General features: G+C 63.1%; 22 protein-coding genes and 1 pseudogene. 11 read left to right on the top strand and 12 right to left on the bottom strand.

What is annotated here, in order from left to right; translation table 11 throughout:
* Positions 1-2: 2 nt before the first annotated feature.
* Both NGJ21_RS06745 and NGJ21_RS06740 read right to left on the bottom strand, forming a co-directional pair.
* A complete protein-coding gene (locus tag NGJ21_RS06745) occupies positions 3-479 on the bottom strand; it encodes a YchJ family protein (RefSeq protein WP_046787738.1) in 477 nt (158 codons plus the stop codon).
* A 3-nt stretch (positions 480-482) separates the two neighbouring features.
* Entirely contained in the window at positions 483-977 is a 495-nt protein-coding gene (locus tag NGJ21_RS06740) for a DUF6231 family protein (RefSeq protein ID WP_046787737.1), read from the bottom strand.
* A 159-nt stretch (positions 978-1,136) separates the two neighbouring features.
* On the opposite strand from NGJ21_RS06740, the gene NGJ21_RS06735 reads away from it, so the two are divergent.
* From NGJ21_RS06735 to NGJ21_RS06725, 3 genes are all read left to right on the top strand, one after another.
* On the top strand, positions 1,137-1,829 hold the full coding sequence (locus NGJ21_RS06735) for a PA1041 family peptidoglycan-binding anchor lipoprotein (RefSeq protein WP_012313059.1): 693 nt from the start codon (positions 1,137-1,139) through the stop codon (positions 1,827-1,829).
* A gap of 87 nt (positions 1,830-1,916) precedes the next feature.
* Positions 1,917-2,630 carry a PA1041 family peptidoglycan-binding anchor lipoprotein gene (locus NGJ21_RS06730; RefSeq protein WP_119688370.1) on the top strand — a complete coding sequence of 238 codons (714 nt, stop codon included), beginning with the start codon at positions 1,917-1,919 and terminating at the stop codon, positions 2,628-2,630.
* Between the two features lie 19 nt (positions 2,631-2,649).
* Positions 2,650-2,925 carry a DUF1145 domain-containing protein gene (locus NGJ21_RS06725; protein WP_012313061.1) on the top strand — a complete coding sequence of 92 codons (276 nt, stop codon included), beginning with the start codon at positions 2,650-2,652 and terminating at the stop codon, positions 2,923-2,925.
* Positions 2,926-2,941: 16 nt separating this feature from the next.
* Here the strand turns inward: NGJ21_RS06725 and NGJ21_RS06720 are convergent, their stop codons facing one another.
* Positions 2,942-3,406: a CopD family protein gene (locus tag NGJ21_RS06720; RefSeq protein WP_046787735.1), complete on the bottom strand. Its 465-nt coding sequence runs from the start codon at positions 3,404-3,406 to the stop codon at positions 2,942-2,944.
* A gap of 98 nt (positions 3,407-3,504) precedes the next feature.
* Here NGJ21_RS06720 and dinG point away from each other — a divergent pair, with 98 nt between their 5' ends.
* From dinG to NGJ21_RS06690, 6 genes and pseudogenes are all read left to right on the top strand, one after another.
* On the top strand, positions 3,505-5,649 hold the full coding sequence (gene dinG, locus NGJ21_RS06715) for an ATP-dependent DNA helicase DinG (RefSeq protein ID WP_046787734.1): 2,145 nt from the start codon (positions 3,505-3,507) through the stop codon (positions 5,647-5,649).
* An 81-nt stretch (positions 5,650-5,730) separates the two neighbouring features.
* Positions 5,731-7,997: pseudogene (locus NGJ21_RS06710) on the top strand (beta-galactosidase).
* 107 nt (positions 7,998-8,104) lie between these two features.
* Positions 8,105-9,250 carry a serine hydrolase domain-containing protein gene (locus NGJ21_RS06705; RefSeq protein ID WP_046787732.1) on the top strand — a complete coding sequence of 382 codons (1,146 nt, stop codon included), beginning with the start codon at positions 8,105-8,107 and terminating at the stop codon, positions 9,248-9,250.
* A gap of 99 nt (positions 9,251-9,349) precedes the next feature.
* Positions 9,350-10,333 (top strand): OmpA family protein, encoded by a 984-nt coding sequence (locus tag NGJ21_RS06700; protein ID WP_115273734.1) that lies wholly within the window; start codon positions 9,350-9,352, stop codon positions 10,331-10,333.
* 19 nt (positions 10,334-10,352) lie between these two features.
* Positions 10,353-11,000, top strand: a complete 648-nt coding sequence (pdxH, locus tag NGJ21_RS06695; RefSeq protein ID WP_046787730.1) for a pyridoxamine 5'-phosphate oxidase — start codon at positions 10,353-10,355, stop codon at positions 10,998-11,000.
* Between the two features lie 200 nt (positions 11,001-11,200).
* On the top strand, positions 11,201-11,665 hold the full coding sequence (locus NGJ21_RS06690; RefSeq protein ID WP_012313068.1) for an outer membrane lipoprotein: 465 nt from the start codon (positions 11,201-11,203) through the stop codon (positions 11,663-11,665).
* A 77-nt stretch (positions 11,666-11,742) separates the two neighbouring features.
* Here the strand turns inward: NGJ21_RS06690 and NGJ21_RS06685 are convergent, their stop codons facing one another.
* The 7 genes from NGJ21_RS06685 to NGJ21_RS06655 all read right to left on the bottom strand — a co-directional run bounded on the left by NGJ21_RS06685 (position 11,743) and on the right by NGJ21_RS06655 (position 19,296).
* A complete protein-coding gene (locus NGJ21_RS06685; protein ID WP_115273735.1) occupies positions 11,743-13,350 on the bottom strand; it encodes an NAD(P)/FAD-dependent oxidoreductase in 1,608 nt (535 codons plus the stop codon).
* Between the two features lie 103 nt (positions 13,351-13,453).
* On the bottom strand, positions 13,454-14,128 hold the full coding sequence (locus NGJ21_RS06680; RefSeq protein WP_115273736.1) for a COG3650 family protein: 675 nt from the start codon (positions 14,126-14,128) through the stop codon (positions 13,454-13,456).
* Positions 14,129-14,351: 223 nt separating this feature from the next.
* Positions 14,352-15,053 (bottom strand): ABC transporter ATP-binding protein, encoded by a 702-nt coding sequence (locus tag NGJ21_RS06675; protein ID WP_046787727.1) that lies wholly within the window; start codon positions 15,051-15,053, stop codon positions 14,352-14,354.
* Positions 15,054-15,821, bottom strand: coding sequence for a high-affinity branched-chain amino acid ABC transporter ATP-binding protein LivG (livG, locus tag NGJ21_RS06670; protein ID WP_039604710.1), 768 nt, complete (start codon positions 15,819-15,821; stop codon positions 15,054-15,056).
* Positions 15,818-17,074: a high-affinity branched-chain amino acid ABC transporter permease LivM gene (locus NGJ21_RS06665; RefSeq protein ID WP_125924211.1), complete on the bottom strand. Its 1,257-nt coding sequence runs from the start codon at positions 17,072-17,074 to the stop codon at positions 15,818-15,820. The genes livG and NGJ21_RS06665 overlap by 4 nt, the downstream gene beginning before the upstream one ends.
* Positions 17,071-17,994: a high-affinity branched-chain amino acid ABC transporter permease LivH gene (livH, locus tag NGJ21_RS06660; RefSeq protein WP_008097482.1), complete on the bottom strand. Its 924-nt coding sequence runs from the start codon at positions 17,992-17,994 to the stop codon at positions 17,071-17,073. The genes NGJ21_RS06665 and livH overlap by 4 nt, the downstream gene beginning before the upstream one ends.
* A 186-nt stretch (positions 17,995-18,180) precedes the next feature.
* Positions 18,181-19,296, bottom strand: a complete 1,116-nt coding sequence (locus NGJ21_RS06655; RefSeq protein WP_251961966.1) for a branched-chain amino acid ABC transporter substrate-binding protein — start codon at positions 19,294-19,296, stop codon at positions 18,181-18,183.
* A gap of 359 nt (positions 19,297-19,655) precedes the next feature.
* Here NGJ21_RS06655 and NGJ21_RS06650 point away from each other — a divergent pair, with 359 nt between their 5' ends.
* Positions 19,656-19,970 carry a DUF2288 domain-containing protein gene (locus tag NGJ21_RS06650; protein ID WP_046787726.1) on the top strand — a complete coding sequence of 105 codons (315 nt, stop codon included), beginning with the start codon at positions 19,656-19,658 and terminating at the stop codon, positions 19,968-19,970.
* Between the two features lie 160 nt (positions 19,971-20,130).
* Positions 20,131-21,018 carry an NAD(P)-dependent oxidoreductase gene (locus NGJ21_RS06645; RefSeq protein ID WP_174142044.1) on the top strand — a complete coding sequence of 296 codons (888 nt, stop codon included), beginning with the start codon at positions 20,131-20,133 and terminating at the stop codon, positions 21,016-21,018.
* Here NGJ21_RS06645 and NGJ21_RS06640 read toward each other — a convergent pair.
* Both NGJ21_RS06640 and rapA read right to left on the bottom strand, forming a co-directional pair.
* Positions 20,918-23,182: a putative bifunctional diguanylate cyclase/phosphodiesterase gene (locus tag NGJ21_RS06640; RefSeq protein WP_251961965.1), complete on the bottom strand. Its 2,265-nt coding sequence runs from the start codon at positions 23,180-23,182 to the stop codon at positions 20,918-20,920. The genes NGJ21_RS06645 and NGJ21_RS06640 overlap by 101 nt on opposite strands.
* A gap of 200 nt (positions 23,183-23,382) precedes the next feature.
* Complete coding sequence (gene rapA / locus NGJ21_RS06635; protein WP_251961964.1) at positions 23,383-26,229, bottom strand: RNA polymerase-associated protein RapA; 2,847 nt, start codon at positions 26,227-26,229, stop codon at positions 23,383-23,385.
* Between the last annotated feature and the right edge of the window lie 22 nt (positions 26,230-26,251).

Genomic DNA, 26,251 nt, shown 5'->3' with positions numbered 1-26,251 from the left:
GCTCAGTTACCGACGTAGCCGGCGCAGCATTTCTTGAATTTCTGCCCGCTGTTGCAGGGGCAGGGGTCATTGCGGCCAGCCTTGAGCTCAACGGTCGGGTCGATGAAGTACCAGCGCCCGTCATGCTGCACGAAGGCGGAGCGCTCGCGGTGCTGGTGATCACCCTCCAGATCGTGCCAGCGCGCCGTGAACGTGACAAAGGCATGCTCAGGCTGGCCTCCGAGCACCTCGGCGTTCTCCACCTCCAGGCCAAGCCAGGTGCTCTGGGCGCTCCAGGCCGCAATCGCGTTGCGATCCAGACCCGTCTGCTGGGCTGGCAAGGTGGTGCCTACCAGGTAATCGATCAGGCCGAGCACGTAGGCGCTGTAGCGCGAGCGCATCAGTGCCTGGGCATCCGGTGCCGGGGTGCCGGCGTGGTAGTGCCCGCAGCAGGCGTCCAGCAGGTTACCGCTGCCACAGGGGCAAACCGAGACACTCATTGATCACCACCAGTACTTGCCGAAGTTTTCAGGGTTGGCCCAGAACCTGGCGTTGAGCCAGTCGGGGACCTGCTTGTAGTCATGTAGATCATAGGTGAACAGGCTCAAGACCTGCTCGTCGCGTCGGAATTTCTCGCTGGCCGACAGGGCCAGGGCAAAAAAATCGGTCTCCTGCCAGCCACAGGCGTGCAGGTCGGCCAGCACGGCGACACGGCTGGCGTTGAGGTTGCGGATGCCACCCAGCAGTTCCAGGCCAGCGCGTTTGGGCAGGTGCTCCAGGCAGTCCACCAGCAATGCCAGGTCGAAGCGTTGTGCGGCAACATGCGCTGCAAGCGCGCCTGGCTGGCACGTTTCAATCGTCACCTGCGGATGTGCCTGGGCAAACGCCTCAAGGGCAGGAAAACGCGTGCCTACCAGCAGCAGACGTTGCGGGGTGAAGCGCTCCAGCAGGGCCGCCAGGGCCTGCTGGGGTGTACGTTGGGAAAAACCGTCGGTCATTGCCAATCCTCGTTCAGGTCTTCCAAGACTAACGGGCTGTCGGCCGTGGGCAAAGCGCCGTATGACCGTGTCGTGGCTTATTGCTGGCAGGGATGAGAAGCGCGGTCTTTACTCCCATGGATCGGCCTTATGCCGATTCCCCCTAGGAGAAGCTACGAAATGAGCATAGTACGCACAGCGATACCCCTGGTACTGCTCACCAGTGTGTTGACTGGTTGTGCAGGTTTGCAAAAAACCGACTGGCCGAAGTGCGCTGCCGTCGGGGGTGTGGGCGGCGCTGCCCTGGGCGCCATCGAAAGCTCCAGCTGGGCTGGCTGGGGTGCGTTGCTGGGTGGTGGCCTGGCAGCTGGCTATTGCTGGGCCAACGGTGATGGAGACGAGGATGGTGATGGCGTGCCGGACAGCCGTGACAAGTGCCCAGGTACACCACGTGGTGTGCAGGTCGACGCCAATGGCTGCCCGCCAGAGCCGGCGCCCGTGGTCGAGGAAGTCGTGGTACAGAAGGAGGAAGTCATCGTCATCCGTGACGTGCACTTCGAGTTCGACTCTGCGCGCCTGACCCCAGCCGACAAGGAACGCCTGAACACCATTTCCACACGCCTGAAGCAGGAAGCGCCGAGCGCTCGTCTGAGCGTCACCGGCCACACCGACAGCGTGGGCTCCGACAGTTACAACCAGAACCTGTCCGAGCGCCGTGCCCACTCGGTGACCGATTACCTGGTCGAGAGTGGTGTGCCACGCGCCAGCTTCGTGTCGGTGGTCGGTGCCGGCGAAACCCAGCCTGTAGCGGACAACGCCACAGCCGATGGGCGTTCGATGAACCGTCGCACCGAGATCAAGATCGAGCGCTGACGGCGTGCGCCCGCGCCTTGAGAAGTGGCGCGGGCGCGTCTTTACTCCTGTAGGCCGGTTGCGGCCAACGACACAGGAGCATTCATCATGAGTGTCATGTCAAAGGCGGCGCTGCCGTTGCTGGTGGTTTCCAGTCTGCTGGCAGGCTGCGCCACCCACAGTGACGGCAGTGCGCCCCTCAATCAACGGACCTGGCCCATCTGCAGCCTGCTCGGTGGGCTGGCCGGCGGTGGCCTGGGCGCTATCGAAAGCTCGAGCTGGGCTGCAGGCGCTGGCGCCCTGGGTGCGATCGCCGGCGGCCTGATCTGTTACGCCCAGGATGGGGACGAAGATGAGGATGGCGTCTTCGATCGCCGTGACCGTTGCCCTGACACGCCTGCCGGCACGGCGGTCGACCACATGGGCTGCCCGCTGCCGCAGTATCCGCCCAGCCAACCTGCACCTGAGCCCCAGCCAGAGGTGATCTCCCTCGACGATCAGGGCCAGGTGATGTTCGCATTCGACTCTGCCGACTTGACGGTGGGCAGCCAGCAACGGCTGCAAAGCCTGTTGCCCAGGCTCAGCGAGTTGGGTGTATCGCGGATCAAGGTGGTTGGCCATACCGACAATGTCGGGTCTGACAGTTACAACCAGGCACTCTCTGAGCGGCGCGGGGCCAGCGTCGCACAGTATTTGATCAGCCAGGGCCTGGCACCGCAGAAGGTAACGAGCGAAGGGCGCGGGGCTAGCGAGCCGGTGGCAGAAAACGACACCGAACAAGGCCGTGCGCAAAACCGGCGGGTGGACCTGCACCTGAACTGAGCAGCGATGGGAGCGGCAGATGAAATTCATTCTGGGCGTGGGTAAAACCCTGACCATCGCTTTCTGGGGCGTGGTGCTGTTCAACCAGATGCTGCCACAGCCGCTGCCGTTCAATCTGTTGATCAATGCCGCAGGCATCGCCTTGCTGGGGCTGCACGTTCTGGAAGTGCTGTTCTTCAACGGCAGCTTGCGTGGGCGCAGCCACCGCTGGTTCGATCGTTTGCAGATACTGCTGACGGGCATTTTCCACGTGATGTCCATACCGCGGCAGGCAGAGCTGACGCGCCGTGGCTGACCACGGCGCTGCCTCGCTATGTCGGTAGCCGCGAACTGGCCACCGCCACCACCGCCAGCCCCAGCAGGAGGTTGGCCCCGACCATGCGCCGGATCCGGCCCAGTGCCGCAGCACCTGCGGCCCAGTCTTCGGCCTGCACGGCAGCCTTCAGCTCAGGCAGCAACAGCGCCTGGATACGCATGAACAGCGCGAACATGGCGATCCCGCCCCCCATCATCACCTGTACATACCGGGGGGCTGTCTCGAAACCGTTGAAGCGCATGTGCAACATGCCGATACCACTTATCGCCAGAATGGCTACCGCCAGCCAGACCCATCTGAAGAAACGTCGGAAAACTTCCACCCAGAGCCGAAGCCGGGCTGGCCCCTCAAGGGCTGCAACCGTTGCCGGGCGCAGCACCAGCCAGGCGAAGAACATGCCGCCGACCCACACAAGGGCGGCCAGGACATGCAGTGTGTAGGGGAGGGCAAAGGCAAGCATCCGGATCTCCATGCGGCACAATGGGCAATAGCGGGGTATGATAGCCGCCCCATGCGAAACACTGAAAATATATCCAGCCCTTCGGGCGCCTGCAGACCATGATCAGCAACGAACTCAAAGCCACCATCCAGGGCGCCTACTCGCGTTTTCTCGAAGCCAAGAGCCTCAAGCCGCGTTATGGCCAGCGCCTGATGATCGCCGAAGTGGCCAAGGTACTCGGCGACATCGCCTGCGACGACGAAGGCCGCCGCGCGGGCGAGCCTGCCGTGGTCGCGGTCGAGGCGGGTACCGGTACCGGCAAGACGGTCGCCTATAGCCTGGCCGCAATCCCGGCCGCCAAGGCGGCTGGCAAGCGCCTGGTGATCGCCACCGCGACCGTGGCCCTGCAGGAGCAGATCGTCTTCAAGGACCTGCCCGACCTCATGCGCAGCAGCGGCCTGAACTTCAGCTTCGCCCTGGCCAAGGGCCGCGGCCGCTACCTGTGCCTGTCCAAGCTCGACGTCCTGCTGCAGGAGGGCCATGCGCAATCGGCCACTGCCCAGCTGTTCGAGGAAGAGGGCTTTCACATCGAGGTCGACGAGCGCAGCCAGAAGCTGTTCAACAGCATGATCGAGAAGCTCGCCGGCAATCGTTGGGACGGCGACCGTGACAGCTGGCCCGAGGCCCTGGAAGACCAGGACTGGGCGCGGCTGACTACCGACCACAGCCAATGTACCGGCCGCCACTGCCCGAACTTCCAGCAGTGCGTGTTCTACAAGGCCCGCGAAGGCATGGGCAAGGTCGATGTGATCGTCACCAACCACGACATGGTCCTGGCCGACCTGGCCCTGGGTGGCGGCGCGGTGCTGCCTGACCCGCGTGACACGATGTACGTGTTCGACGAAGGCCACCACCTGCCCGACAAGGCCATCGGCCACTTCGCTCACTTTTCCCGTTTGCGCTCCACTGCCGACTGGCTGGAGCAGACCGCCAAGAACCTGACCAAGCTGTTGGCCCAGCACCCGTTGCCGGGCGATCTGGGCAAGCTGATCGAGCAGGTGCCGGAGCTGGCGCGGGAAATCCGCACCCAGCAACAGTTCATGTTCACCTTGTGCGAGCAAGTCGCCGACTTCCGTCCCAGCGAGGACGTGGAGGGGCGTGAGCGCCCGCGCTATCGCTTCGAAGGCGGCGTGGTACCCGAGCAGATCCGCGACGTCGGCATCGAGCTGAAAAAGGGCTTCGCCCGCCTCAACGACCTGTTCACTCGCCTGGCCGACCTGCTCAAGGAAGGCATGGACGGCGAGGTCAACATCGGTATCGCCAGCCATCAGGCCGAAGAGTGGTACCCCTTGTTCGGCAGCCTGGTCACCCGCGCCCAAGGCAACTGGGAGCTGTGGACCGCCTTCACTGCCGAGGACCCGCAAGACAGCCCGCCCATGGCCCGCTGGTTGACCCTGGCCGAAAGCGGCGCGCTGTTCGACATCGAGGTCAACGCCAGCCCCATTCTGGCAGCCGAAATGCTGCGGCGCAGCCTGTGGAGCGTGGCCCATGGCGCGCTGGTAACCTCGGCGACGCTGACCGCGCTGGGCAAGTTCGACCGTTTCCGCATGCGCTCGGGCCTGCCGCGCGATGCGATGACCTGCGTGGTGCCCAGCCCGTTCGTGCATGGCGATGCCGGCCTGCTGCGGGTGCCCGACCTCAAGGCCGACCCGCGCGATGCTGCGGCGCATACCGCTGCGATCATCCGCGAGCTGCCGAACATCGTCGAGGACGCCCGCGGTGCGCTGGTACTGTTCTCCTCGCGCAAACAGATGCAGGAAGTCTTCGACGGCCTGGACCGCGACTGGCGCAAGCTGGTGCTGATTCAGGGCAACCTGTCCAAGCAGGAAACCCTGAACAAGCACAAGGCGCGGGTCGATGATGGCCAGCACAGTGTGCTGTTCGGTCTGGCCAGCTTCGCCGAGGGCGTCGACCTGCCCGGTGCCTACTGCGAGCATGTGGTGATCGCCAAGATCCCCTTCGCCGTGCCTGACGATCCGGTCGAGGCGGCACTGGCCGAGTGGATCGAGGCCCGCGGTGGCAACCCCTTCATGGAAATTGCCGTACCCGATGCATCGTTGAAGCTGATTCAGGCCTGCGGTCGCCTGCTGCGTACCGAGCAGGACCGGGGCGTCATTACCTTGCTTGACCGGCGTCTGGTCACCCAACGCTACGGCAAGGCTATTCTCAATGCGCTGCCGCCCTTCCGGCGGGAGATTTCCTGAAGGCCGGAGCATGATGTGCCGGCCCGTTGTCCACCACTCTGTCGCGGGCCCATGAGGGCCTGGAAGGAGAGCCTGAGCCCTATGATCCGCCGCACCTTGCCTGCTGTTCTCACCCTGTTGTTCAGCGCCTCTGCAATGGCCGGGCAGCAGACGCTGTTCAGCTTCGTGCGCCCGGCTTCGGTCGTCAATGTGGCCACTGAGGGGGCCGGGATGCCGCAGTACAACGCAGAACAGACCGCAGAAGGCGAGGTGTTGCGGCGGGTGGTGTTCAACCCGGTCGAACGGCCGACCCTGCGGCTGAGCCCTCACAGTGGCGCATGGGATTGGTCGGCCGGGCAGTTTCTGACCTTGCGCCTGCAAAGTGCCATGGACTGGGCACTGACCGTCGATGTCACGGTGCTGGGCAGCGATGGCCGTACCCTGACCAGCCGTATCGACCTGCCTGCAGGGCCTGCGCAGACGGTCATGGTGCCGCTCAAGGCCAGTTCCCCCCTGAGCCAGGGCATGCGCGCCGGCCCACCGATGCCCTGGACCCATGAAGGGCAACGGTTGCTGCTGACCAGCAGCGCCGGTGAGGTCGATCTCAAGCAGGTGGTATCTGTCAGCTTGAGCATCCCCGGCCCCAAGGTTGCGCAGAACCTGCTGATCGAGAAGGTCGGTATTCAGGACGACGACCTTGCCTACCAGGCGGCCTACCACGCACTGATCGATGCTTATGGCCAGTCCACGCGCGGCCGCTGGCCCGAAAAGGTGGTCAGCGATGAACAACTGAAAGCTGCTGACAACCGCGAGCAGCAACAGCTCAAGGCCTGGCTGGCCGAGCATCACAAGCAACAGCTGGACAGCTACGGCGGCCTGCTTGCCGGGCCGGCGTTCGACGCCAAGGGTTTCTTCCGTACGGAAAAGCGTGACGGCCGCTGGCACCTGGTAACCCCCGAGGGCCATCCGTTCTACTCGTTGGGCGTCAATGCCGTGGCTGCCGATGGCGGGCGTACCTATGTCGCGGGCCGCGAAGGGATGTTCGGCGTGCTGCCGGGCGAAGGTGACGCGCTTGCCGCCTTTTATGGCGAGGGCAACAACGATGATGGCAATGCATCGTCGCAGGGGCGCAACTTCAAGAAGGGGCGTTGGTTCGACTTCTATGCAGCCAACATCCAGCGCGCCCATGGCAAACCTTGCCCGGCAGGGAGGAGGGGCAACCTGCCCCGCCCTGCCCGCCCCTTGCGCTGGATAGCGCTCGTTGGCAGGCGCATACGCTCGACCGGTTGCAGGCCTGGGGCTTCAACACCCTGGGCAACTGGAGCGACCCTGAACTTGGCCAGGCCAAACGCATGCCCTATACCCTGCCGCTGTCGATCGTCGGTGACTATGCCAGCATCAGCACAGGCATGGACTGGTGGGGGCGCATGCCCGACCCGTTCGATCCGCGTTTCGCCATGGCCACCGAGCGTGCCGTGGCCATCGCCGCCCGTGACCACCGGGATGATCCCTGGCTGATTGGGTACTTTGCCGATAACGAGCTGGCCTGGGCTGCGCCTGGCAATGACCCCAAGGCCCGTTACGGCCTTGCCTATGGCACCCTGCGTCTGACAACCGATGTGCCGGCCAAGCGTGCCTTCCTCAAGCAACTGCGCGACAAGTACCGTAACCAGCAGGGGCTGTCCAAGGCCTGGGGCATCGACCTGCAAGCCTGGGAATTGATGGAAGACCCAGGCTTCGAGGCGCCGCTGCCCAACCCCGAGCACCCTGAGATCGAACGCGATTACCAGCACTTCCAGCAGGTGTTCGCCGAAACCTATTTCAAGACCATCGCCGATTCGCTGAACTGGCATGCGCCCAACCACCTTTTGCTGGGCGGGCGCTTTGCCGTCAGCACACCCGAAGCGGTCAAGGCCTGCGCCGAGTTCTGCGATGTGCTGAGCTTCAACTTCTATACCCTCAAACCCGATGACGGCTACGACTTCGCCCAGCTGGCGGAGCTGGACAAGCCGGTGCTGGTGTCCGAATTCCAGTTCGGTTCCCGTGACCGTGGGCCTTTCTGGCCGGGGCCGGTGGAAGTGGCGCGTGAAGAGGATCGGGGCCCGGCCTACGGCAACTTCCTCAAGGCGGCACTGGCGCAGCCGATGATCGTCGGCGCTCACTGGTTCCAGTACCTCGACCAGCCTGCCAGCGGGCGTTTGCTCGATGGTGAAAACGGGCACCTAGGGCTGGTGGCGATCACCGATATGCCATATCCGGGTTTTGTCGAGGCGGTGCGCAAGCGTAACCGGCAGGCCGTTGGTCAGTTGAGCAGCCTGTTGCACGAAGGGAGCTCTACCACGGGCGCGCCAACCGACGAGGCGCCCTGAAAAGGGTGCTTTTCTGCGTGATCATCCAGCCTTGCCCAGTAGGCAAAACCGCCAACTACTGAAACAATGCCTCCCTTTTTCAGCAAGGTCGAACGGAGAACAGGCGGGTGCAGATCCAGGGTCACTATGAGCTGAAGTTCGAGGCAGTGCGCGAAGCGTTTGCGGCATTGTTCGATGATCCCCAGGAGCGCGGCGCGGCGCTGTGCATCCAGGTCGGTGGCGAGACTGTAATCGACCTTTGGGCGGGCAGCGCCGACAAAGATGGCCAGCAGGCCTGGCACAGCGATACCATCGCCAATCTGTTCTCCTGCACCAAGACCTTCACTGCCGTCACCGCACTGCAACTGGTCGGTGAGGGCAAGCTGGCGCTGGATGCTCCGGTGGCGCGCTACTGGCCCGAGTTTGCCCAGGCAGGCAAAGAGAGCGTCACCCTGCGCCAGCTGCTCAGCCACAGGGCGGGTTTGCCCGCCATCCGCGAGCTGCTGCCAGCAGAGGCCCTGTATGACTGGCAAACCATGGTCGATGCGCTGGCCGCCGAAACACCTTGGTGGGCGCCGGGTACCGCGCACGGCTATGCCGCCATCACCTACGGCTGGCTGATCGGCGAGCTGATCCGCCGCGCCGATGGCCGTGGCCCAGGGGAGTCGATCGTGGCGCGTACCGCGCGGCCGCTGGGGCTGGACTTCCATGTAGGCCTGGCGGACGAAGAATTCGATCGCGTGGCCCATATCGCACGCGGCAAGGGCAACGCCGGCGATGCTGCCGCCCAGCGCTTGCTGCAGGTGACCATGCGTGAGCCCGAGGCGTTGTCTACCCGTGCGTTCACCAACCCGCCGGCCATCCTCACCAGCACCAACAAGCCTGAGTGGCGCCGCATGCAGCAACCGGCGGCCAACGGTCACGGCAATGCCCGTAGCCTGGCGGGTTTCTATGCCGGCCTGCTCGACGGCAGCTTGCTCGAGTCCGAATTGCTCGATGAACTGACGCGTGAACACAGCATCGGCGAGGATCGTACCCTGCTGACCCAGACCCGTTTCGGCCTTGGCTGCATGCTGGACCAACCCACAGTGGCCAACGCCACCTTCGGCCTGGGTGCGCGGGCCTTTGGGCATCCCGGCGCAGGTGGTTCGGTCGGTTTTGCCGACCCCGAGCACGACGTTGCCTTCGGTTTCGTGGTCAATACCCTTGGCCCTTACGTGCTCATGGACCCAAGAGCCCAGCAACTGGTGCGTGTCCTTGGCACTTGCCTTTGATCGGGTAACGCGGGTATTGCGCAACCCCTTTGACTATCCTCAATGCCAACGCCTCAAGTGTGTGGGCAAAATTTCTTTCTATTTCATGGTGTATCGCTGATGTCTTCACATAAAACCTTAGCTCTCGCCCTGTGCCTGACCGCTATGACCGGCTGCGCCAGCCATTCTCAGGATGCCTCGAAGGGCGGCCTCAGCAGCTGGTGGCCATTCGGTACGGACGAGGTCGCCGAGCAGGAAGTGAAGCAGGCCGTCACCGAAAAAGTCGCCAAGGCCGATGCCAAGTCCGAGAGCGCCAGCCGCTGGTGGTGGCCCTTTGGCGGTGACGACAAGCAGGCCAAGGGCCCGGTTGTACCAAAAATCGACGAAAAGGCCACCCAGGCCTGGCTCGATCAGTACGAGCCAAAACTGCGTGAAGCGATCAAGGACAGCAAACTGGAGCTGGAGCGCCGTGAGAATGTGTTGGTTGTGACCATCCCGGCTGACAGCTCCTACAACCCGGACCGTCCGAACATGCTGTTGCCTATGAGCCTGGGCCCGATTACCCGTGTGGCCAAAGCCGTCGAAGGCGACCCCAAGACTGCCGTGCTGGTGCTGGGCCACGCCGACACCAGCGGCGCTGCTGCTACCAACCAGAAGCTCAGCCTGGAGCGCGCCGCTTCCGTGTCGGCGATCTTCCGTTTGAGCGGCTTGAAGCGTGACCGTCTTTCGCTCAAGGGCATGGGCTCTGAAATGCCGCGCGCGGCCAACGACAGCGTCGAAGGCCGGTCCCTTAACCGCCGCGTGGAGATGCTGTTGACCCCGCAGAACACCATGCTTGCCCTGATGGCCAAATATCAGCGGCCAGCGCCGGCACCGGCCTCGATGGTCGCTGTCCAGGACGCTAAGGCACCCGCTACCAAGGCAGCTGTTACCAAACCAGCCGCCAAGGCAGCGGCCAAACCTGCTGCCAAAAAGCCTGCAGCCAAAGCCAAGGCACCTGCTAAAACCACCGCCAAAAAGAAAGCCGCGCCGGCCAAGCCCGCTGCCAAGAAAGCTACGGCCGAGAAAAAAGTAGCCGCCAACAGCCCTGCGAAGACCAACTGATCGTCAAGGAAACGCAGCCATGACCCAATCCCTGGCCGATATGCGCCGCGACTACACCCGTGATGGCCTGGCAGAAGCCCAGGCGCCGGGCGAGCCGTTCGCTCTGTTCCATCAGTGGTTCGCCGATGCGGTAAAGACCGAGCAGGCACCGGTGGAGGCCAATGCCATGACCCTCGCCACGGTCGACGGTGATGGCCGTCCCCATTGCCGCGTTTTGCTGCTCAAGGGGCTCGACGACCGAGGGTTCACCTTCTTCACCAACTACGACAGCGCCAAGGGCCAGCAACTCCAGGCCAACCCCTACGCTGCCATGACCTTCTTCTGGCCGGCGCTGGAGCGTCAGGTGCGCATTGAGGGGCGTGTGGAAAAGGTTACGCCCCAAGAGTCGGATGACTATTACCAGGTCCGCCCGCTGGGGAGCCGCCTTGGGGCCTGGGCGTCACCGCAAAGCCGGGTGATTGCCAGCCGCGAGGCGCTCGAAGGGCTGGTGAAGGCCACTGAGGCCCGGTTCTCCGACACCCAGCCCCACTGCCCCGAGCATTGGGGAGGCTACCGCCTGCTGCCCGAGCGCATCGAGTTCTGGCAAGGGCGGGCGAGCCGGCTGCACGACCGGCTGAACTATCGGTGGGTCGATGGCCAGTGGCAGCGCGAGCGCCTGGCTCCGTGACGTTCATGGGGCTGCGCGGTAGCCCCATGTATGCTGTCACCACTTCAATGCAGTAAACCCTGACTATCCTCTGTCTAGATTTCCAGGCCCGGCTCGGAGACTGTACCGTAGCTGAACGGAAATAATTTTATGGCTTTGCTACCGTGACAGCCGTCGAGGTGCAGCGTCTAATGGACACCTGACTTATGGAGACTTTACCCATGCGTAAATCCGCTTTGCTGGTGGCGACCTTTACCACCATGTCGTTGTTGTTGGGCGGCTGTGCTTCGAGCCTGACCGGCGACAGCTACTCCCGTGATGAGGCCCGTCGCGTGCAGACCGTGCGCATGGGTACTATCGAGTCCCTGCGTCCGGTCAAGATCGAAGGCACCAAAACCCCTATCGGCGGCGGTGCAGGCGCGATTGTCGGTGGTGTTGCCGGCAGTGCCATTGGTGGTGGCCGTGGCAGTATCGTTGCAGCGGTAATCGGTGCCGTGGCCGGTGGCCTGGCGGGTTCCGCTGCCGAGGAAGGCATCACCCGCACCCAAGGTGTCGAAATCACCGTGCGTGAGGACGATGGCAGCATGCGCGCCTACGTTCAGGCCGTGCAGGAGAACGAAATCTTCCGCGTCGGTGAGCGTGTGCGCATCATGACTGTCGACGGTACCAGCCGCGTTACGCACTGACCGCGCCAAAACAAAACCCCGAACTGGCCAGGCCCGTTCGGGGTTTTTTATTTGCCTGCCCTGGCCCTGTCGCCGGCTTACAGCCCAAGCATATCCCGCGCCACGGCTTCGGCAATGCGAATGCCATCAACACCCGCCGAAAGAATGCCCCCGGCGTACCCGGCACCTTCACCTGCAGGGAACAACCCCTTCACGTTCAGGCTCTGGTAATCCTCGCCGCGGGTGATGCGCAGCGGCGAGGAGGTGCGTGTCTCGATGCCAGTCAGCACTGCATCATGCAGGTTGTAGCCTTTGATCTGTCGATCGAAGGCTGGCAGCGCCTCGCGGATTGCCTCGATGGCGAAATCCGGCAAACTAGGCGCCAGGTCACCCAAGGTCACGCCCGGCTTGTAAGACGGCTCGACGCTACCCAGCGCGGTGGAGGGTTTGCCGGCGACGAAGTCACCCACCAACTGTGCCGGTGCCTGATAGTTGCTACCGCCCATTACATAAGCGTGCGCCTCCAGGCGCTCCTGCAGCTCGATACCCGCCAGCGGGCCGCCCGGGTAATCGCGCTCAGGGTCGATACCGACCACGATGCCGGAGTTGGCGTTGCGCTCGTTACGCGAATACTGGCTCATGCCATTGGTGACGACGCGGCCTGGTTCGCTGGTGGCAGCGACCACGGTACCGCCGGGGCACATGCAGAAGCTGTATACGGAGCGGCCGTTCTTGGCGTGGTACACCAGCTTGTAGTCAGCGGCACCCAGTTTCGGGTGACCGGCATATTTGCCAAGGCGCGCCTTGTCGATCAGCGTTTGCGGGTGCTCGATACGGAAGCCCACCGAGAAGGGCTTGGCTTCCATGAACACGCCTTTGCCGTGCAGCATGCGGAAGGTGTCACGGGCGCTGTGGCCCAAGGCAAGCACCACGTGGCGCGACTGCAGCTGCTCGCCGCTCTCCAGCACCACGCCGCTCAGTTGGCCATCGTCGATCAGCAGGTCGGTGACTTTTTCCTGGAAGCGCACTTCACCGCCCAGGGCGATGATGTCCTGGCGCATCTGCTCGACCATGCCGGTCAGGCGGAAGGTACCGATGTGCGGCTTGTTGATGTAGAGGATCTCGTCCGGCGCACCGGCCTTGACGAACTCTTCCAGTACCTTGCGGCCATGGTGAAGCGGGTCCTTGATCTGGCTGTACAGCTTGCCGTCGGAGAAGGTCCCGGCACCGCCTTCGCCGAACTGCACGTTGGACTCGGGGTTGAGCACGCTCTTGCGCCACAGGCCCCAGGTGTCCTTGGTGCGCTGGCGCACTTCCTTGCCACGCTCCAGGATGATCGGCTTGAAGCCCATCTGAGCGAGCAGCAGGCCGGCGAAGATGCCGCACGGGCCGAAGCCGACCACGACCGGACGCTCCTGCAGGTCGGCAGGGGCGTGGCCAACGTACTTGTAGGTGACATCCGGCGCGACGCTGATATTGCGATCGTCAGCGAACTTGGCTAGTAGCTCCGCTTCGTTGCTGGCTTCAAGGTCGATGGTGTAGATGAACAGCAATTCGCTGTTCTTCTTGCGCGCATCGTAGCTGCGCTTGAACAGGTTGAAGCTGAGCAGTTGCTCATCGCGGATGCCCAGGCGCTGGACAATGGCTTCGCGCAGCGCTTCGTCGGGATGGTCCAGGGGCAGCTTCAGTTCGGTGATTCGTAGCATGGCAGGGTCCAGTATCCCGGCCATGGGCGGCCGGCGGCTTTACACAAACCGCCAAGTATAAGCTGTTCGCCGCCCTGACTGGCAGGATAAAAGTGCCCGGCGATCAGTTGTCGCGTGCACCGCCGTAGTAGCCGCAGCCCTGCAGGGTCTGGCCATCGATGCTCAGTTCGGCGCGCAGGTGGTGCACGGCACCGGTGGCAGTATCGACGCAACGCTGCGGGGCGACCCACAGTTCCACCTGCTGGCCGTTGGCTTCGCTGCTCAAGGTCAGGCCGCCGCCGGGCACTTCCTCTTCCAGGAAGGGCAGCGGCAATGGCTCCTTGCCAATGCGGTTGAGCACCATGCCTTTGCCACTGGCCTTGATGTCCCACTCAGGCTCATGGCCGCTGGCGCGCAGGGTCAGCTGCTTGAAGTTGGGATCTTCGCAGGCGCGGGTGGACGGGTCCAGGCGGTACAGGCGGCGCACCTCGAGCTGGCCGTCGCTGTTGGCCTGCTTGCTGCCGGTGAGGCGCCCGCGCACATCGGCGAACAGTTTGTCACCGGCGTCGTCTGCCAGGTTGGCGGCTTCCTGCAAAATGCCGGTGCCGGCCACATCCTTGATCACGAAGCGACGGGGTTCATTGCAGGGCTTGAACAGCAACTGGCCGCCCCCGGCGCTCAATTCGCCCTGCATGCGCACAGTGCCGATGTTCGGATCGCTTGGTGGGGCGGCCAGCATCTGGCAGCCGGCGAACAGGGGCAGCAGGGCGGTGAGTAGCAGGGAAGGGGTGAGGCGCATGGGACGGGGCTCCGGGATGCTTGCATGAAGTGCAGGCCACGGTACCCATGCCAGGCGCTGATCACAAGAGAAAGCGATTTGGGGCCGCTTTGCGGCCCATCGCCGGCAAGCCGGCTGCTACAGGAACAGCGCTGACCCTGTAGGCGCTGGCTTGCCGGCGATGGGCTGCGTAGCAGCCCTGATAAAGCTAACTGACTGGCCTGAACCCGAAGCCCTTTGCCAGTCAACCGCCCAGGTAGGCGTCACGCACTTTCGGGTCGGTCAGCAGCGCCTCCCCCGTGCCTTGCATTACAACCCGGCCATTCTCCAGCACATAGGCCCGATCGGCGACCTTCAACGCCTGGTTGGCGTTCTGTTCCACCAGGAACACCGTCACGCCATCGCGGCGCAACTGTTCGATGATGTCGAAGATCTGCTGGATGATGATAGGCGCCAGGCCCAACGAGGGCTCGTCGAGCAGCAGCAGCTTGGGCTTGCTCATCAGCGCCCTGCCGATGGCCAGCATCTGCTGCTCGCCGCCGGACATGGTGCCGCCGCGCTGGAGATAACGCTCTTTCAGCCTCGGGAACAGTTGCAGGACTTTGTCCAGTTGCTCCTGATAGTCGCCTTTGTCGGTGAAGAAGCCGCCCATGGCGAGGTTTTCCTCGACGGTCAGGCGGGCGAACACACGGCGGCCCTCCGGGACCACGGCGATGCTCTTGCGCATGATGTGCGAAGAAGGCTGGCCGACCAGCTCTTCACCCAGGTACTTGATGCTGCCGCTGTGCGCCTGCGGCGAGCCGCACAGGGTCATCAGCAAGGTTGACTTGCCCGCACCGTTGGCACCAATCAGGGTGACGATCTCACCCTGATTGATCTCGACGTTGACGCTGTGCAACGCCTGGATCTTGCCGTAGAAGGTGGAGACGTTCTCGAACTTCAGCATTTACGCTTCCCCCAGGTAGGCTTTGATCACGTCAGGGTTGTCGCGAATTTCCTCCGGTGTGCCGTTTGCCAGGGGCGTGCCCTGGTTGATGACGACGATATGGTCGGAAATGCTCATCACCAGCTTCATGTCGTGTTCGATCAGCAGCACGGTGACGTTGTGCGACTCACGCAGATAGGCGATCAACGCCTTGAGGTCCTCGGTTTCCTTGGGGTTCAGGCCCGCTGCCGGCTCGTCCAGCATGATGATCCGCGGCTGGGTCATCATGCAGCGGGCGATTTCCAGGCGGCGTTGCTGGCCGTAGGCGAGGGTGCCGGCGGTGCGGTTGGCGAACTCGGTCAGGTTGACCTTCTCCAGCCAGTACTGCGCGCGCTCCAAGGCCTCTTTCTCGCTGCGGCGGAAGCTTGGGGTCTTGAACAGGCCGGCGAAGAAGTTGGTGTTGAGGTGGCGGTGCTGGGCGATCAGCAGGTTTTCCAGCGCGGTCATCTCTTTGAACAGGCGCACGTTCTGGAAGGTCCGCACCACGCCCTTGCGGGCGATCTGGTGGCCGGCCAGGCCCTGGATCGGCTGGCCGTCGAGCAGGATGGTGCCGCCGCTGGGCTTGTAGAAGCCGGTGAGGCAGTTGAACACGGTGGTCTTGCCGGCGCCGTTCGGGCCGATCAGCGCCACTACCTGTTTTTCCTTGACGGTCAGGGCCACGCCGTTGACCGCCAACAAGCCGCCGAAGCGCATGCTCAGGCCGCTGACTTGCAGAATTTCGCGGCTCATCGACGCAGCTCCATGTGTGGACGTTGCATAGGCAGCAAGCCTTGCGGACGCCAGATCATCATCAACACCATCAGCGCACCGAACATCAACATCCGGTATTCGCTGAACTCACGCATCAGCTCAGGTAGCAGGATCATCACGATGGCCGCGAGGATCACGCCCAGTTGTGAGCCCATGCCGCCAAGCACGACGATGGCGAGGATGATCGCCGACTCGATGAAGGTGAACGACTCGGGTGTCACCAACCCTTGACGGGCGGCGAAGAAGCTGCCGGCGAAACCGGCGAAGCAGGCGCCCAGGGTGAATGCCGAGAGCTTGATCACAGTCGGGTTCAGGCCTAGCGCGCGGCAGGCGATCTCATCTTCACGCAGCGCCTCCCAGGCGCGCCCGATGGGCATGCGCAGCAGGCGATTGATGACGAACAGCGCCAGCAGTGCCAGCAACAGTGCCACCAGGTAGAGGAAGATGACCTTGTTGATCGAGTTGTACGGCAACCCGAAGTACTCGTGGAAGGTCTGCATCCCCTCGGCAGCACGCCGCTCGAAGGTGAGGCCGAAGAGCTCCGGTTTGGGGATGTTGCTGATGCCGTTGGGGCCGCCGGTCCAGTCGGTCAGGTTTCGCAGGAACAGGCGGATGATCTCGCCGAAGCCCAGGGTCACGATCGCCAGGTAGTCACCGCGCAGGCGCAGCACCGGGAAGCCGAGCAGGAAGCCGAAGGTCGCGGCCATCAGGCCGGCGATCGGCAAGCATACCCAGAAGCTCCAGCCCAGGTAGTGCGACAGCATCGCATAGCTGTAGGCGCCGACAGCGTAGAAGCCGACGTAACCCAGGTCCAGCAGGCCCGCCAGGCCGACCACGATGTTCAGGCCCAGGCCCAGCAACACGTAGATCAGGATCAGCGTGGCGATGTCGACGGCGCCGCGCGAGCCGAAGAACGGCCAGACCAGCGCCACCGCGATCAGCCCGATGATGATCCAGCGCTGTGTCTTGGGCAGGGTCAGGTAATTGCTTACCGCGGGCGAGATCAGCTTGCGATCCGAGCGGCGGCCCATCACCGAGCTCCACTGCCTGTCGAACAGCACGCGCAGGAACATCAGCACCGAGCATGCGGCGATGATGCCGATGGTGAACGAGCCCTGGCTGTGCACCACCAGGCTGATGCCATCGATGCTCAGTTTCAGGCCCAGCACCGGGAAGGCCACGGCCCACACCAGCAAGGCGCTGAAGAACGCTTGTTTGAGATTTCTGTTCATACTTTTTCAACCTCCGGGCGGCCGAGGATGCCGGTCGGCCGGAACAGCAGGACAAGAACCAACAAGCCGAATGCCACCACGTCCTTGTACTGGTCGCCGAAGATGTCAGCGCCAAAGGCTTCGGCCACGCCCAGCACCAGGCCACCGAGCATCGCGCCCGGAATGCTGCCGATGCCACCCAGTACCGCCGCCGTGAAGGCCTTCAGGCCCACCAGGAAACCGGCGTTGGGGTTGATCACGCCGTACTGCATGCTCAGCAGCACAGCCGCCACCGCCGCCAGCGCGGCACCGATGACGAAGGTCAGGGCGATGATGTTGTTGGTGTTGATGCCCAGCAGGTTGGCCATCTTGATGTCCTCGGCGCAGGCGCGGCAGGCGCGCCCCAGGCGAGAGCGGGAGATGAACAGGGTCAGCAGGGTCATGGCCACCAGGGTGACCACGAACACCAGGATCTGCATGTAGCTGATCAGGACTTCTTCAGCACCGCCTGGCCCGAAGGAGAAGCTCCCGGGGATCAGGTTAGGGATGGATTTGTCCTTGGAATCCTGCGACAGCAGCACGGTGTTCTGCAGGAAAATCGACATGCCGATGGCGGAAATCAGCGGGATCAGACGGTTGCTGTTGCGCAGGGGGCGGTAGGCAACCCGTTCGATGCTGTAGCCATAGGCGCTGGTGACGAAGATCGTCGCGACGAAGGCAACGGTCATCAGGATCGGCAGCGAATGGATACCCATCATGGCCAGCCCTGCGAGGGCGATGAAGGCCACATAGGAACCGATCATGTACACCTCGCCATGGGCGAAGTTGATCATGCCAATGATGCCGTACACCATCGTGTAACCGATGGCGATCAAGGCATAGGTGCTGCCGATGGTCAATCCATTAACCAGTTGTTGGAAGAAATGGTAGATCTCAGGCATTACAGCGCTCCTAAAAACCTGATTTGCATTTCGCTGGCGGGGGTAGGCCAGGAAACCGCGAGTGACGGTTTTAAGATTTTCAGGTGAACCGGCCCCCGGATCGCGGGAATCAGGTCCATGAACCTCGTAAAACAAAGCCCACTGCTCGCACAGTGGGCTTTTACGGTCAGCTATTCAGTCACGCAGTTACTGAGGGGAGACTTCGGTCTTCGGCTTGCCGAAGTGCCATTCGTAGACCACGAACTTGAAGTCTTTGAGGTCGCCTTTTTCGTCGTACGACAGCGTGCCGGTCGGGGTCTTGAACGAGCCGGCGTGGATGGCGGCTGCCACCTTGTCGGTGTCTTCGGACTTGGCAGCCTCGATGCCTTTGGCGATCAGCTCCACGGCGGAGTAGGCCGGGAACACGAACGGACCGCTCGGGTCCTTGCCGTCAGCCTTGATGGCATCGACGATGGCCTTGTTCTCAGGGTCGGCGTCGAACGACTTCGGCAGGGTGACCAGCAGGCCTTCGGAGGCGTTCTGGGCGATCTGCGAGATCGAGTCGTTGCCTACGCCTTCTGGCCCCATGAACTTGGCTTTCAGGCCTTTTTCCTGAGCCTGGCGCAGGATCAGGCCCAGCTCTGGGTGGTAGCCGCCGTAGTAGACGAAGTCGACGTTGTTCTGCTTGAGCTTCTGGATGATCGAGGAGAAGTCCTTGTCACCGGCGTTCAGGCCTTCGAAGACGGCAACCTTGGCGCCTTTGCCTTCCAGGGTCTGCTTGACGGCGGTGGCGATGCCTTCACCGTACTGCTGCTTGTCGTGCAGCACTGCAACGACCTTCGGCTTGACGTGGTCGGCGATGTAGTTGCCGGCCGCAGGGCCTTGGGCGCTGTCCAGGCCGATGGTGCGGAAGATCAGCTTGTAACCACGGGCGGTGATTTCCGGGCTGGTGGCGGCCGGGGTGATCATGATCACGCCTTCGTCTTCGTAGATGTCGGACGCTGGCTGGGTGGAGCTGGAGCACAGGTGGCCGATGACGAACTTGACGCCGTCGTTGACCACTTTGTTGGCGACTGCCACGGCCTGTTTAGGGTCGCACGCGTCGTCGTATTCCTTGGCTTCAAGCATTTTGCCATCGACGCCGCCCTTGGCGTTGATGTCCTTGATGGCCTGTTTTGCGCCGATGAACTGCATGTCGCCGTACTGGGTCACAGGACCGGTTTTCGGACCGGCGATGCCGATCTTGATGGTATCGGCGGCAAACGAATGGCTGGCTACCCCGGCCAGTACCATTGCGGCGAACAGCTTGGAAATCTTGATCATAGTGCTCCACTCATTCTGTTGTAATTCTTATAGTCCTGGCGGCCAGGGCTACAGACCGGGCGGGATTTGCGGTATGGCCACGCCACACTGCATGCCCACCTTCCCCCGGAACATGTCCCGGAACTGTACCGGTACAGTGTAGAGCGCTGCCCGAGCGCTTGAAAAGCGGGCGAAAAGCGCCTGTTTCGCGGGTTGTCGCATGATCGACACAAAGATACAGAAAGGCGCCATTACATCGCCTGCATCTTCGGCCCTACCCCACAAGTTCTGGGCCAATCGACCAAATTACATATTTGAAACCGGGTTTTTCTGCAAAAATGCCGGCCTTTTTTATTGGCCGATATTTGCGGTAAAAACCCATGACTGATCAAACAAGCACCCTCTATGCCAAATTGCTCGGCGAGACGGCAACTATCGAGTGGAAGGCATTGGAGCGTTTTTGGGCAAAGGGTGACCTGATTTGGGTCGACCCCAGCCTGGACCTGATAGCGGTTGCCGAAGTGATGGCGCAGAATCGCAGCGAGATGTTCGCCAAGTGGCGTGATGATGGCACCGTGGGCCCTGTCACGGCCGAACAGGCGCTCGACCTGCAAACCCGCGATCCAGAGATATGGGCGGTCGTGGTTTCGCCGTTCATCGTGATTCAGGTGAAGAGCGCCAAATCCGCCGGATGATTTTGGTGCGCGAAAATGCGCAGCCGCCCCATTCTGGTGCTCGATGGCGTTCAGGTGGGGTGGAGGTAGGTAACAATTCGGCGTGGCGGTAACAGTTTACGGGATGCGTAATGGGGCCGTGGTACGGCCCGGATAACTATCGGATTTGCCAGGAGTCGTTATGAGCACTGAACTGCCTTCGCTTGGATTCGCCGGGATTGGTCTGATGGGGCTGCCGATGTGTCGGCGCCTGCTGGCCGCAGGTTACCCGCTGACCGTCTGGAACCGCAGCCCGGAAAAGTGTGCCGAGCTGGTCGCGGCTGGCGCGCAGCTGGCTGCCGACCCTGCCGGGTTGTGCCGGGGCAGCGACATGGTGCTGCTGTGCCTGGCCGATACGGAGGTGGTACGCGAGGTGGTTTTCGGCGAGCAGGGTATCGCCCAGCGTGGGCGTAGCGGGCAACTGCTGGTCGACTTGTCCAGCCTTGAGCCGACCGCTACCCGCGAGATGGCTGCCGAACTGGCCGCCCTGTGTGGCATGGCGTGGCTGGATGCGCCCGTCTCCGGTGGCACGCCGGGCGCCGAGGCCGGCAGCCTGGCGATCATGGTCGGCGGCGAGGCTGCCGACCTGGAACGAGCGCGCCCGGTATTGCTTACCCTTGGCCAGCGGGTCACGCACATGGGCGGGGTGGGGGCGGGGCAGGTGACCAAGGCCTGCAATCAGATGATCGTGGCCTGCAATGCCTTGGTGGTTGCTGAAGTCGTGGCGTTGGCCGAGCAGTCAGGTGTGGACGCAACGCTCATCGCCCAAGCCCTGGCCGGTGGTTTTGCCGACTCCAGGCCGCTGCAGATCCTGGCACCGCAGATGGCCGAAAGCCGTTTCGAACCGGTGAAATGGCATGTGCGCACGCTGCTCAAGGACCTCGACGGTGCGGTCAAGTTCTCCCGCGAACAGGGCACGGCGACCCCCCTCAGTGGCCTCGCCGCGCAATTGATGCGCCTGCACGGTAGCCAGGGTTATCTGCAAAAAGATCCGGCGACCCTGGTAGAGCTGTATCGCAACAAGCGCTGAAGGCTTCTTCCTGGCGGTCGAGCCGCTCCAGGATCGGCCGCAGGTCCGCCAGCGGTACCGGCCGGCTGAGCAGGTAGCCCTGCAGGTAGTCGCAGCCGTTGGCGGCCAGAAACTCATGCTGCTCGACAGTTTCTACACCCTCGCTGACCACCTGAAGATGCAGGGTATGGGCCATTGCGATGATCGCCTGGACGATTTCACGGTCCTTCAGGCTGGCAGGCACGTCCTGAAGAAAGCTACGGTCGATCTTGAGGACGTCCAGAGGCAGGCGCTTGAGGTAAGCCAGTGACGAGTACCCTGTGCCGAAGTCATCGATCGAAAGGCTGACACCTTGGCCACGAATTCGCTTGAGCAGGCTGAGCGTGCGCTGGATGTCACCCATCAGGGCATTCTCGGTGACCTCAAGTTCCAGGTGTCGAGGTGCCAGGCCCGCTTGGAACAGTGCCATTTCCACTTCTTTGGGCAACCCGTCATGGCCCAGCGTCACCGCTGAGCAGTTGACCGTGAGCTTGAGGTCGGCGAAGCCATGGCGATGCAACTGCGCCAGGTCATCACAGGCGTGGCGCAACACCCACAGGTCCAGGTCGACGATCAGGCCGTTGGCTTCGGCAATGCCGATGAACCGGTCCGGGCTCAGCAGCCCATGCTGCGGATGCTGCCAGCGTACCAGGGCTTCAAGCTTGGCTACCTGGCCGCTACCCAAGTCATAGATGGGCTGGTAATGCACGCGCAGCCCACGTTCTTCAAGCAAGGCGATGCGCAGCTCTTCTTCCAGTTGCAGTTCAAGGGTGGCGCGGTTTTTCAGGCTGCTGTTGAAAAAATGCAGGCTGTTGCGCCCGCTGCCCTTGGATTGATAAAGGGCAAGGTCGGCGTGCTTGAGCAGCTCTTCAGCGGTGAGGCCGTCGTCGGGGTAAATACTGACGCCGATGCTGGTGGTCATGACCATGCGCCGCCCGCCCAGGTCGATGGGGTCCTTCATGCGCTGCATGATGCGCTGCGCCAGATGGCGAGCTTCGTCAGGCCCATTGAGGCTGGTAACCACGCAGAACTCGTCGCCGCCGAAGCGTGCCACCAGGTCGTGGCTGCGTGTGGCCGCTTTGATATGGCTGGCGATCACCTTGAGCAGTTGGTCACCGGCGTCATGGCCGAGGCTGTCGTTGATCCGTTTGAAATGGTCGATGTCGAGAAACATCACCGCCAGGCGGTGCACTTCGGGGTTCTGTTCGGCCAGGCGTTCGGCGAACACCTGGTTGAAGCCCCGACGGTTGACCAGGCTGGTCAGTGCATCGTAGTGCGCGGCTTGCTGCAAAGAAGCGCGGGCCTGGTCCAGTTGGCTGAGCAGCATGTTCACCCTGCGCAGGTCGTGTTCCTTGCTCTGCAGCTTTTTGTCGGCCAGGGCAGCGCTGATGCTGCTTGCGCTGATCAGCAGGGTGATGAAGGCAACGGTCAGGCCCAGTTGCAGGCTGTTGTCGGCGGACGGCAAGCGCAGGGCGGTGTCGGCAGGAATGACCAGCGTCATCGCGGCCATTGCGGTGAAATGGGTGGCAACGATGCCGCCGGCCATGAGCAGGCTCGCGCCATATTTCAGGGCTTGATGCACAGTGCCGCTGCCGTTGCGGAAGTAGCGGGCCATCAGCAGTGCGGCCAGGCTGGTCAGCAGGGCGATGGCCGTGCTGGCCAGCAACAGTTCGGTCTGGTAGTACTGCTTGGCCCCGGTCTGCAACGCCGCCATGCCGACAAAATGCATGAGGATGATACCCAGGCCGATCAGCATGGCGCTTTGCAGGTAATGCTGCGGCCCCATGCGCTCGCGATCGAGGCTGGTCATCGCCATCCAGGCCACACCCAGTGCAATCAGCAGCGAAAGGCCGCTCAGCGAGGCGTCGTAGTGCATTTCCAGCGGTGCCCTGAACGCCAGCATGCTGATGAAATGCATCGCCCAGATCCCTCCGGCCAGGCAGCAAGCACCCAGCATGCGCCATTGCCTCTGGGCAGACGGTTGTTCGCTGTGGGATTGGCGCTCGGCCATGTCCAGGGTGGCAAAGCAGGCAGCGCTGGCCACAGCGAAGGCGATCAGGATCAGTAGTGGTTCATGACGGCAGTCGATGACGATGCTACCGCTAGCCGGCACATCGGAGAACAGTTGCAGTCCCAGCCATTCCATTGCTTGCCCCATGGTCGAGTTCGCACTGGTCTCCAATCACCCCCAAGGAGACTATCCAGAAAGGAGTATAGGAACGGGTGTTTAAACCTTCCGGGGTAATGGCTCTTTGATTGCAACGATTTGGTTATTGGGGTGATAACGCGCGGGTATAAAGGAGAGGGGAGGTGCATGGGCACCTCCCCAATGGCTGCAATCCAGTCTTAGCCAGCCACCAGCACGCGGATCGCCTCCAGGCGCAGTGCGGCCTTTTCGAGCATTGCCAGGCCATCTTCGCGCTGCTTGCGCAGGGCGTCGATTTCGCTGTCGCGTACGCTTGGGTTGACGGCTTTCAGAGCGGTCAGGCGCGCCAGTTCTTCGTCGGCTTCGGCGGCCAAGCGGCGTTGCGCCTCTGCCACACGCTCGACGTGGGTCGGCATGATCTTGGCTTCACCGCCACTGATGCGCTTGGCCAGCACGTCACGCTGGGCCTGTACGAACTTGTTGGCGCTGGCCCGAGGCACGCTTTCGAGCTGCTCGTTGAGCGTTTCGAAGGCCACGCGCGAGGCCAGGTCGTTGCCGTTGGCATCGAGCAGGCAGCGCAGCGCCGCAGGCGGCAGGTAGCGGCCCAGTTGCAGGCTGCGCGGCGCCACCACCTCGCTGACGAACAGCAGTTCAAGCAGCACGGTGCCAGGCTTGAGCGCCTTGTTCTTGATCAGCGCGACGGCGGTGTTGCCCATCGAACCGGACAGTACCAGGTCCATGCCGCCCTGCACCATCGGGTGTTCCCAGGTGAGGAACTGCATGTCTTCGCGCGACAGCGCCTGGCCACGGTCGTAGGTGATGGTGACGCCTTCGTCATCGCCCAGCGGGAAGCTGGCGTCGAGCATCTTCTCGCTCGGCTTGAGGATGAGGGCGTTTTCCGAGTGGTCTTCGCTGTCGATGCCAAAGGCGTCGAACAGGGTTTCCATGTAGATCGGCAGAGCGAACTGGTCGTCCTGCTCAAGGATGTCCTCGACCAGCGCCTGGCCTTCGCCGGCACCGCCGGAGTTGAGCTCCAGCAGGCGGTCGCGGCCGCTGTGCAGTTCTGCTTCCAGGCGTTCACGCTCACCTTTGGCTTCGGCTACCAGGGCATCCCAGGCCTTGCTGTCCCCGCCTTCGAGCATCGGCAGCAGGCGCGGGCCGAACTGGTGCTGCAGGGCGTTGCCGGTCGGGCAGGTGTTGAGGAAGGCGCTGAGTGCTTCGTGGTACCACTGGAACAGGCGCTCTTGCGGGCCTTCCTGCAGGTAGGGGATGTGCAACTGAATGACGTGCTTCTGACCGATCCGGTCAAGGCGGCCGATGCGCTGCTCGAGCAGGTCCGGGTGGGCCGGCAGGTCGAACATCACCAGGTGGTGGGCGAACTGGAAGTTGCGCCCTTCGCTGCCGATCTCGGAGCAGATCAGCACCTGGGCGCCGAACTCTTCGTCGGCGAAATAGGCTGCGGCGCGGTCGCGCTCAAGGATGCTCATGCCTTCATGGAACACCGAGGCCGGAATGCCGGAGCGCACGCGCAGCGCGTCTTCCAGGTCCATGGCGGTTTCGGCGTGGGCGCAGATCACCAGAACCTTGGTGCGCTTGAGCATCTTCAGGGTGTCGATCAGCCAGTCGACGCGAGGGTCGAAACGCCACCAGCGCTCTTCGTCGCTGACTTCACCTTGTGCCTGGAACGCGACTTCCGGGTACAGCTCGGCGTGCTCGCCGGCTGGCAGGTCGCGGTACTGTTCCGGCATTGGCAGCGGGTAAGGGTGCAGTTCGCGCTCCGGGAAACCCTGGATGGCCGCACGGGTGTTGCGGAACAGGACGCGGCCAGTGCCATGGCGGTCGAGCAGCTCGCGGATCAGGCGGGCGCTGGCCTGGCTGTCGCCATCGCTGACTGCAGCCAGCAGGGCTTCGCCCTCGGCACCCAGGAAACCCTGGATGGTGGCGTGGGCCTTGGGTGACAGGCGGCCTTCGTCGAGCAGTTCCTGTACGGCTTCAGCCACCGGGCGATAGTGCTCGCTTTCGGCACGGAAGGCTGCCAGGTCATGGAAGCGATTGGGGTCGAGCAGGCGCAGGCGGGCGAAGTGACTGTCCTGACCAAGCTGCTCGGGGGTGGCGGTGAGCAACAGTACGCCCGGGATGACCTGGGCCAGTTGCTCGACCAGGCTGTATTCGGTGCTGGCCTTGTCTTCGTGCCATACCAGGTGGTGGGCTTCATCGACCACCATCAGGTCCCAGCCTGCGGCGAACAGCGCGTCCTGAGCCTTTTCGTCCTCGACCAGCCACTCCAGGGCGACCAATGCCAACTGGGCGTCCTCGAACGGGTTGCTGGCGTCGCTTTCAATGAAACGTTCGGCGTCGAACAGTGCCACCTGCAGGTTGAAGCGCCGACGCATTTCCACCAGCCATTGGTGCTGGAGGTTTTCCGGTACCAGGATCAGCACGCGGTTGGCACGCCCGGTCAGCAACTGGCGGTGGATCACCAGGCCGGCTTCGATGGTTTTGCCCAGGCCCACTTCGTCGGCCAGCAGTACGCGAGGTGCGCTGCGGTCCGCCACTTCGCGGGCGATGTGCAACTGGTGGGCGATCGGCTGCGCGCGGCAGCCTCCCAGGCCCCACAGCGACGACTGGACCTGCTTGCTGGTGTGCTGCAGCGTGTTGTAGCGCAGGCTGAACCAGGACAGCGGGTCGATCTGACCGGCGAACAGACGGTCGCTGGCCAGGCGGAACTGGATGAAATTCGACAGCTGGGTTTCCGGCAGGGTGCGCGGCTGGTTCTGGCCGTCGAGGCCGTGGTAGACCATCAGCCCGTCGATGTCCTCGACTTCGCGTACCGTCAGCTTCCAGCCTTCGAAGTGGGTGATCTGGTCACCTGGCGAGAAGCGCACGCGGGTCAGCGGCGCATTGCGCAGGGAATACTGGCGGGTGTCGCCAGTGGCCGGGTAGAGCACGGTCAGCAAGCGGCCATCCTGGGCCAGGATGGTCCCCAGGCCGAGCTCCGCTTCGCTGTCACTGATCCAGCGTTGCCCCGGTTGATACTGCTGCGCCATACTGCCTGAACTCCCGCGATGA

This window comes from Pseudomonas sp. Marseille-Q5299, from assembly GCF_943737035.1.
Classification (GTDB): Bacteria; Pseudomonadota; Gammaproteobacteria; order Pseudomonadales; family Pseudomonadaceae; genus Aquipseudomonas; species Aquipseudomonas putida_E.
Note: the sequence above shows the minus strand (reverse complement) of the source record. Positions and strands in the feature narration are given on the sequence as shown.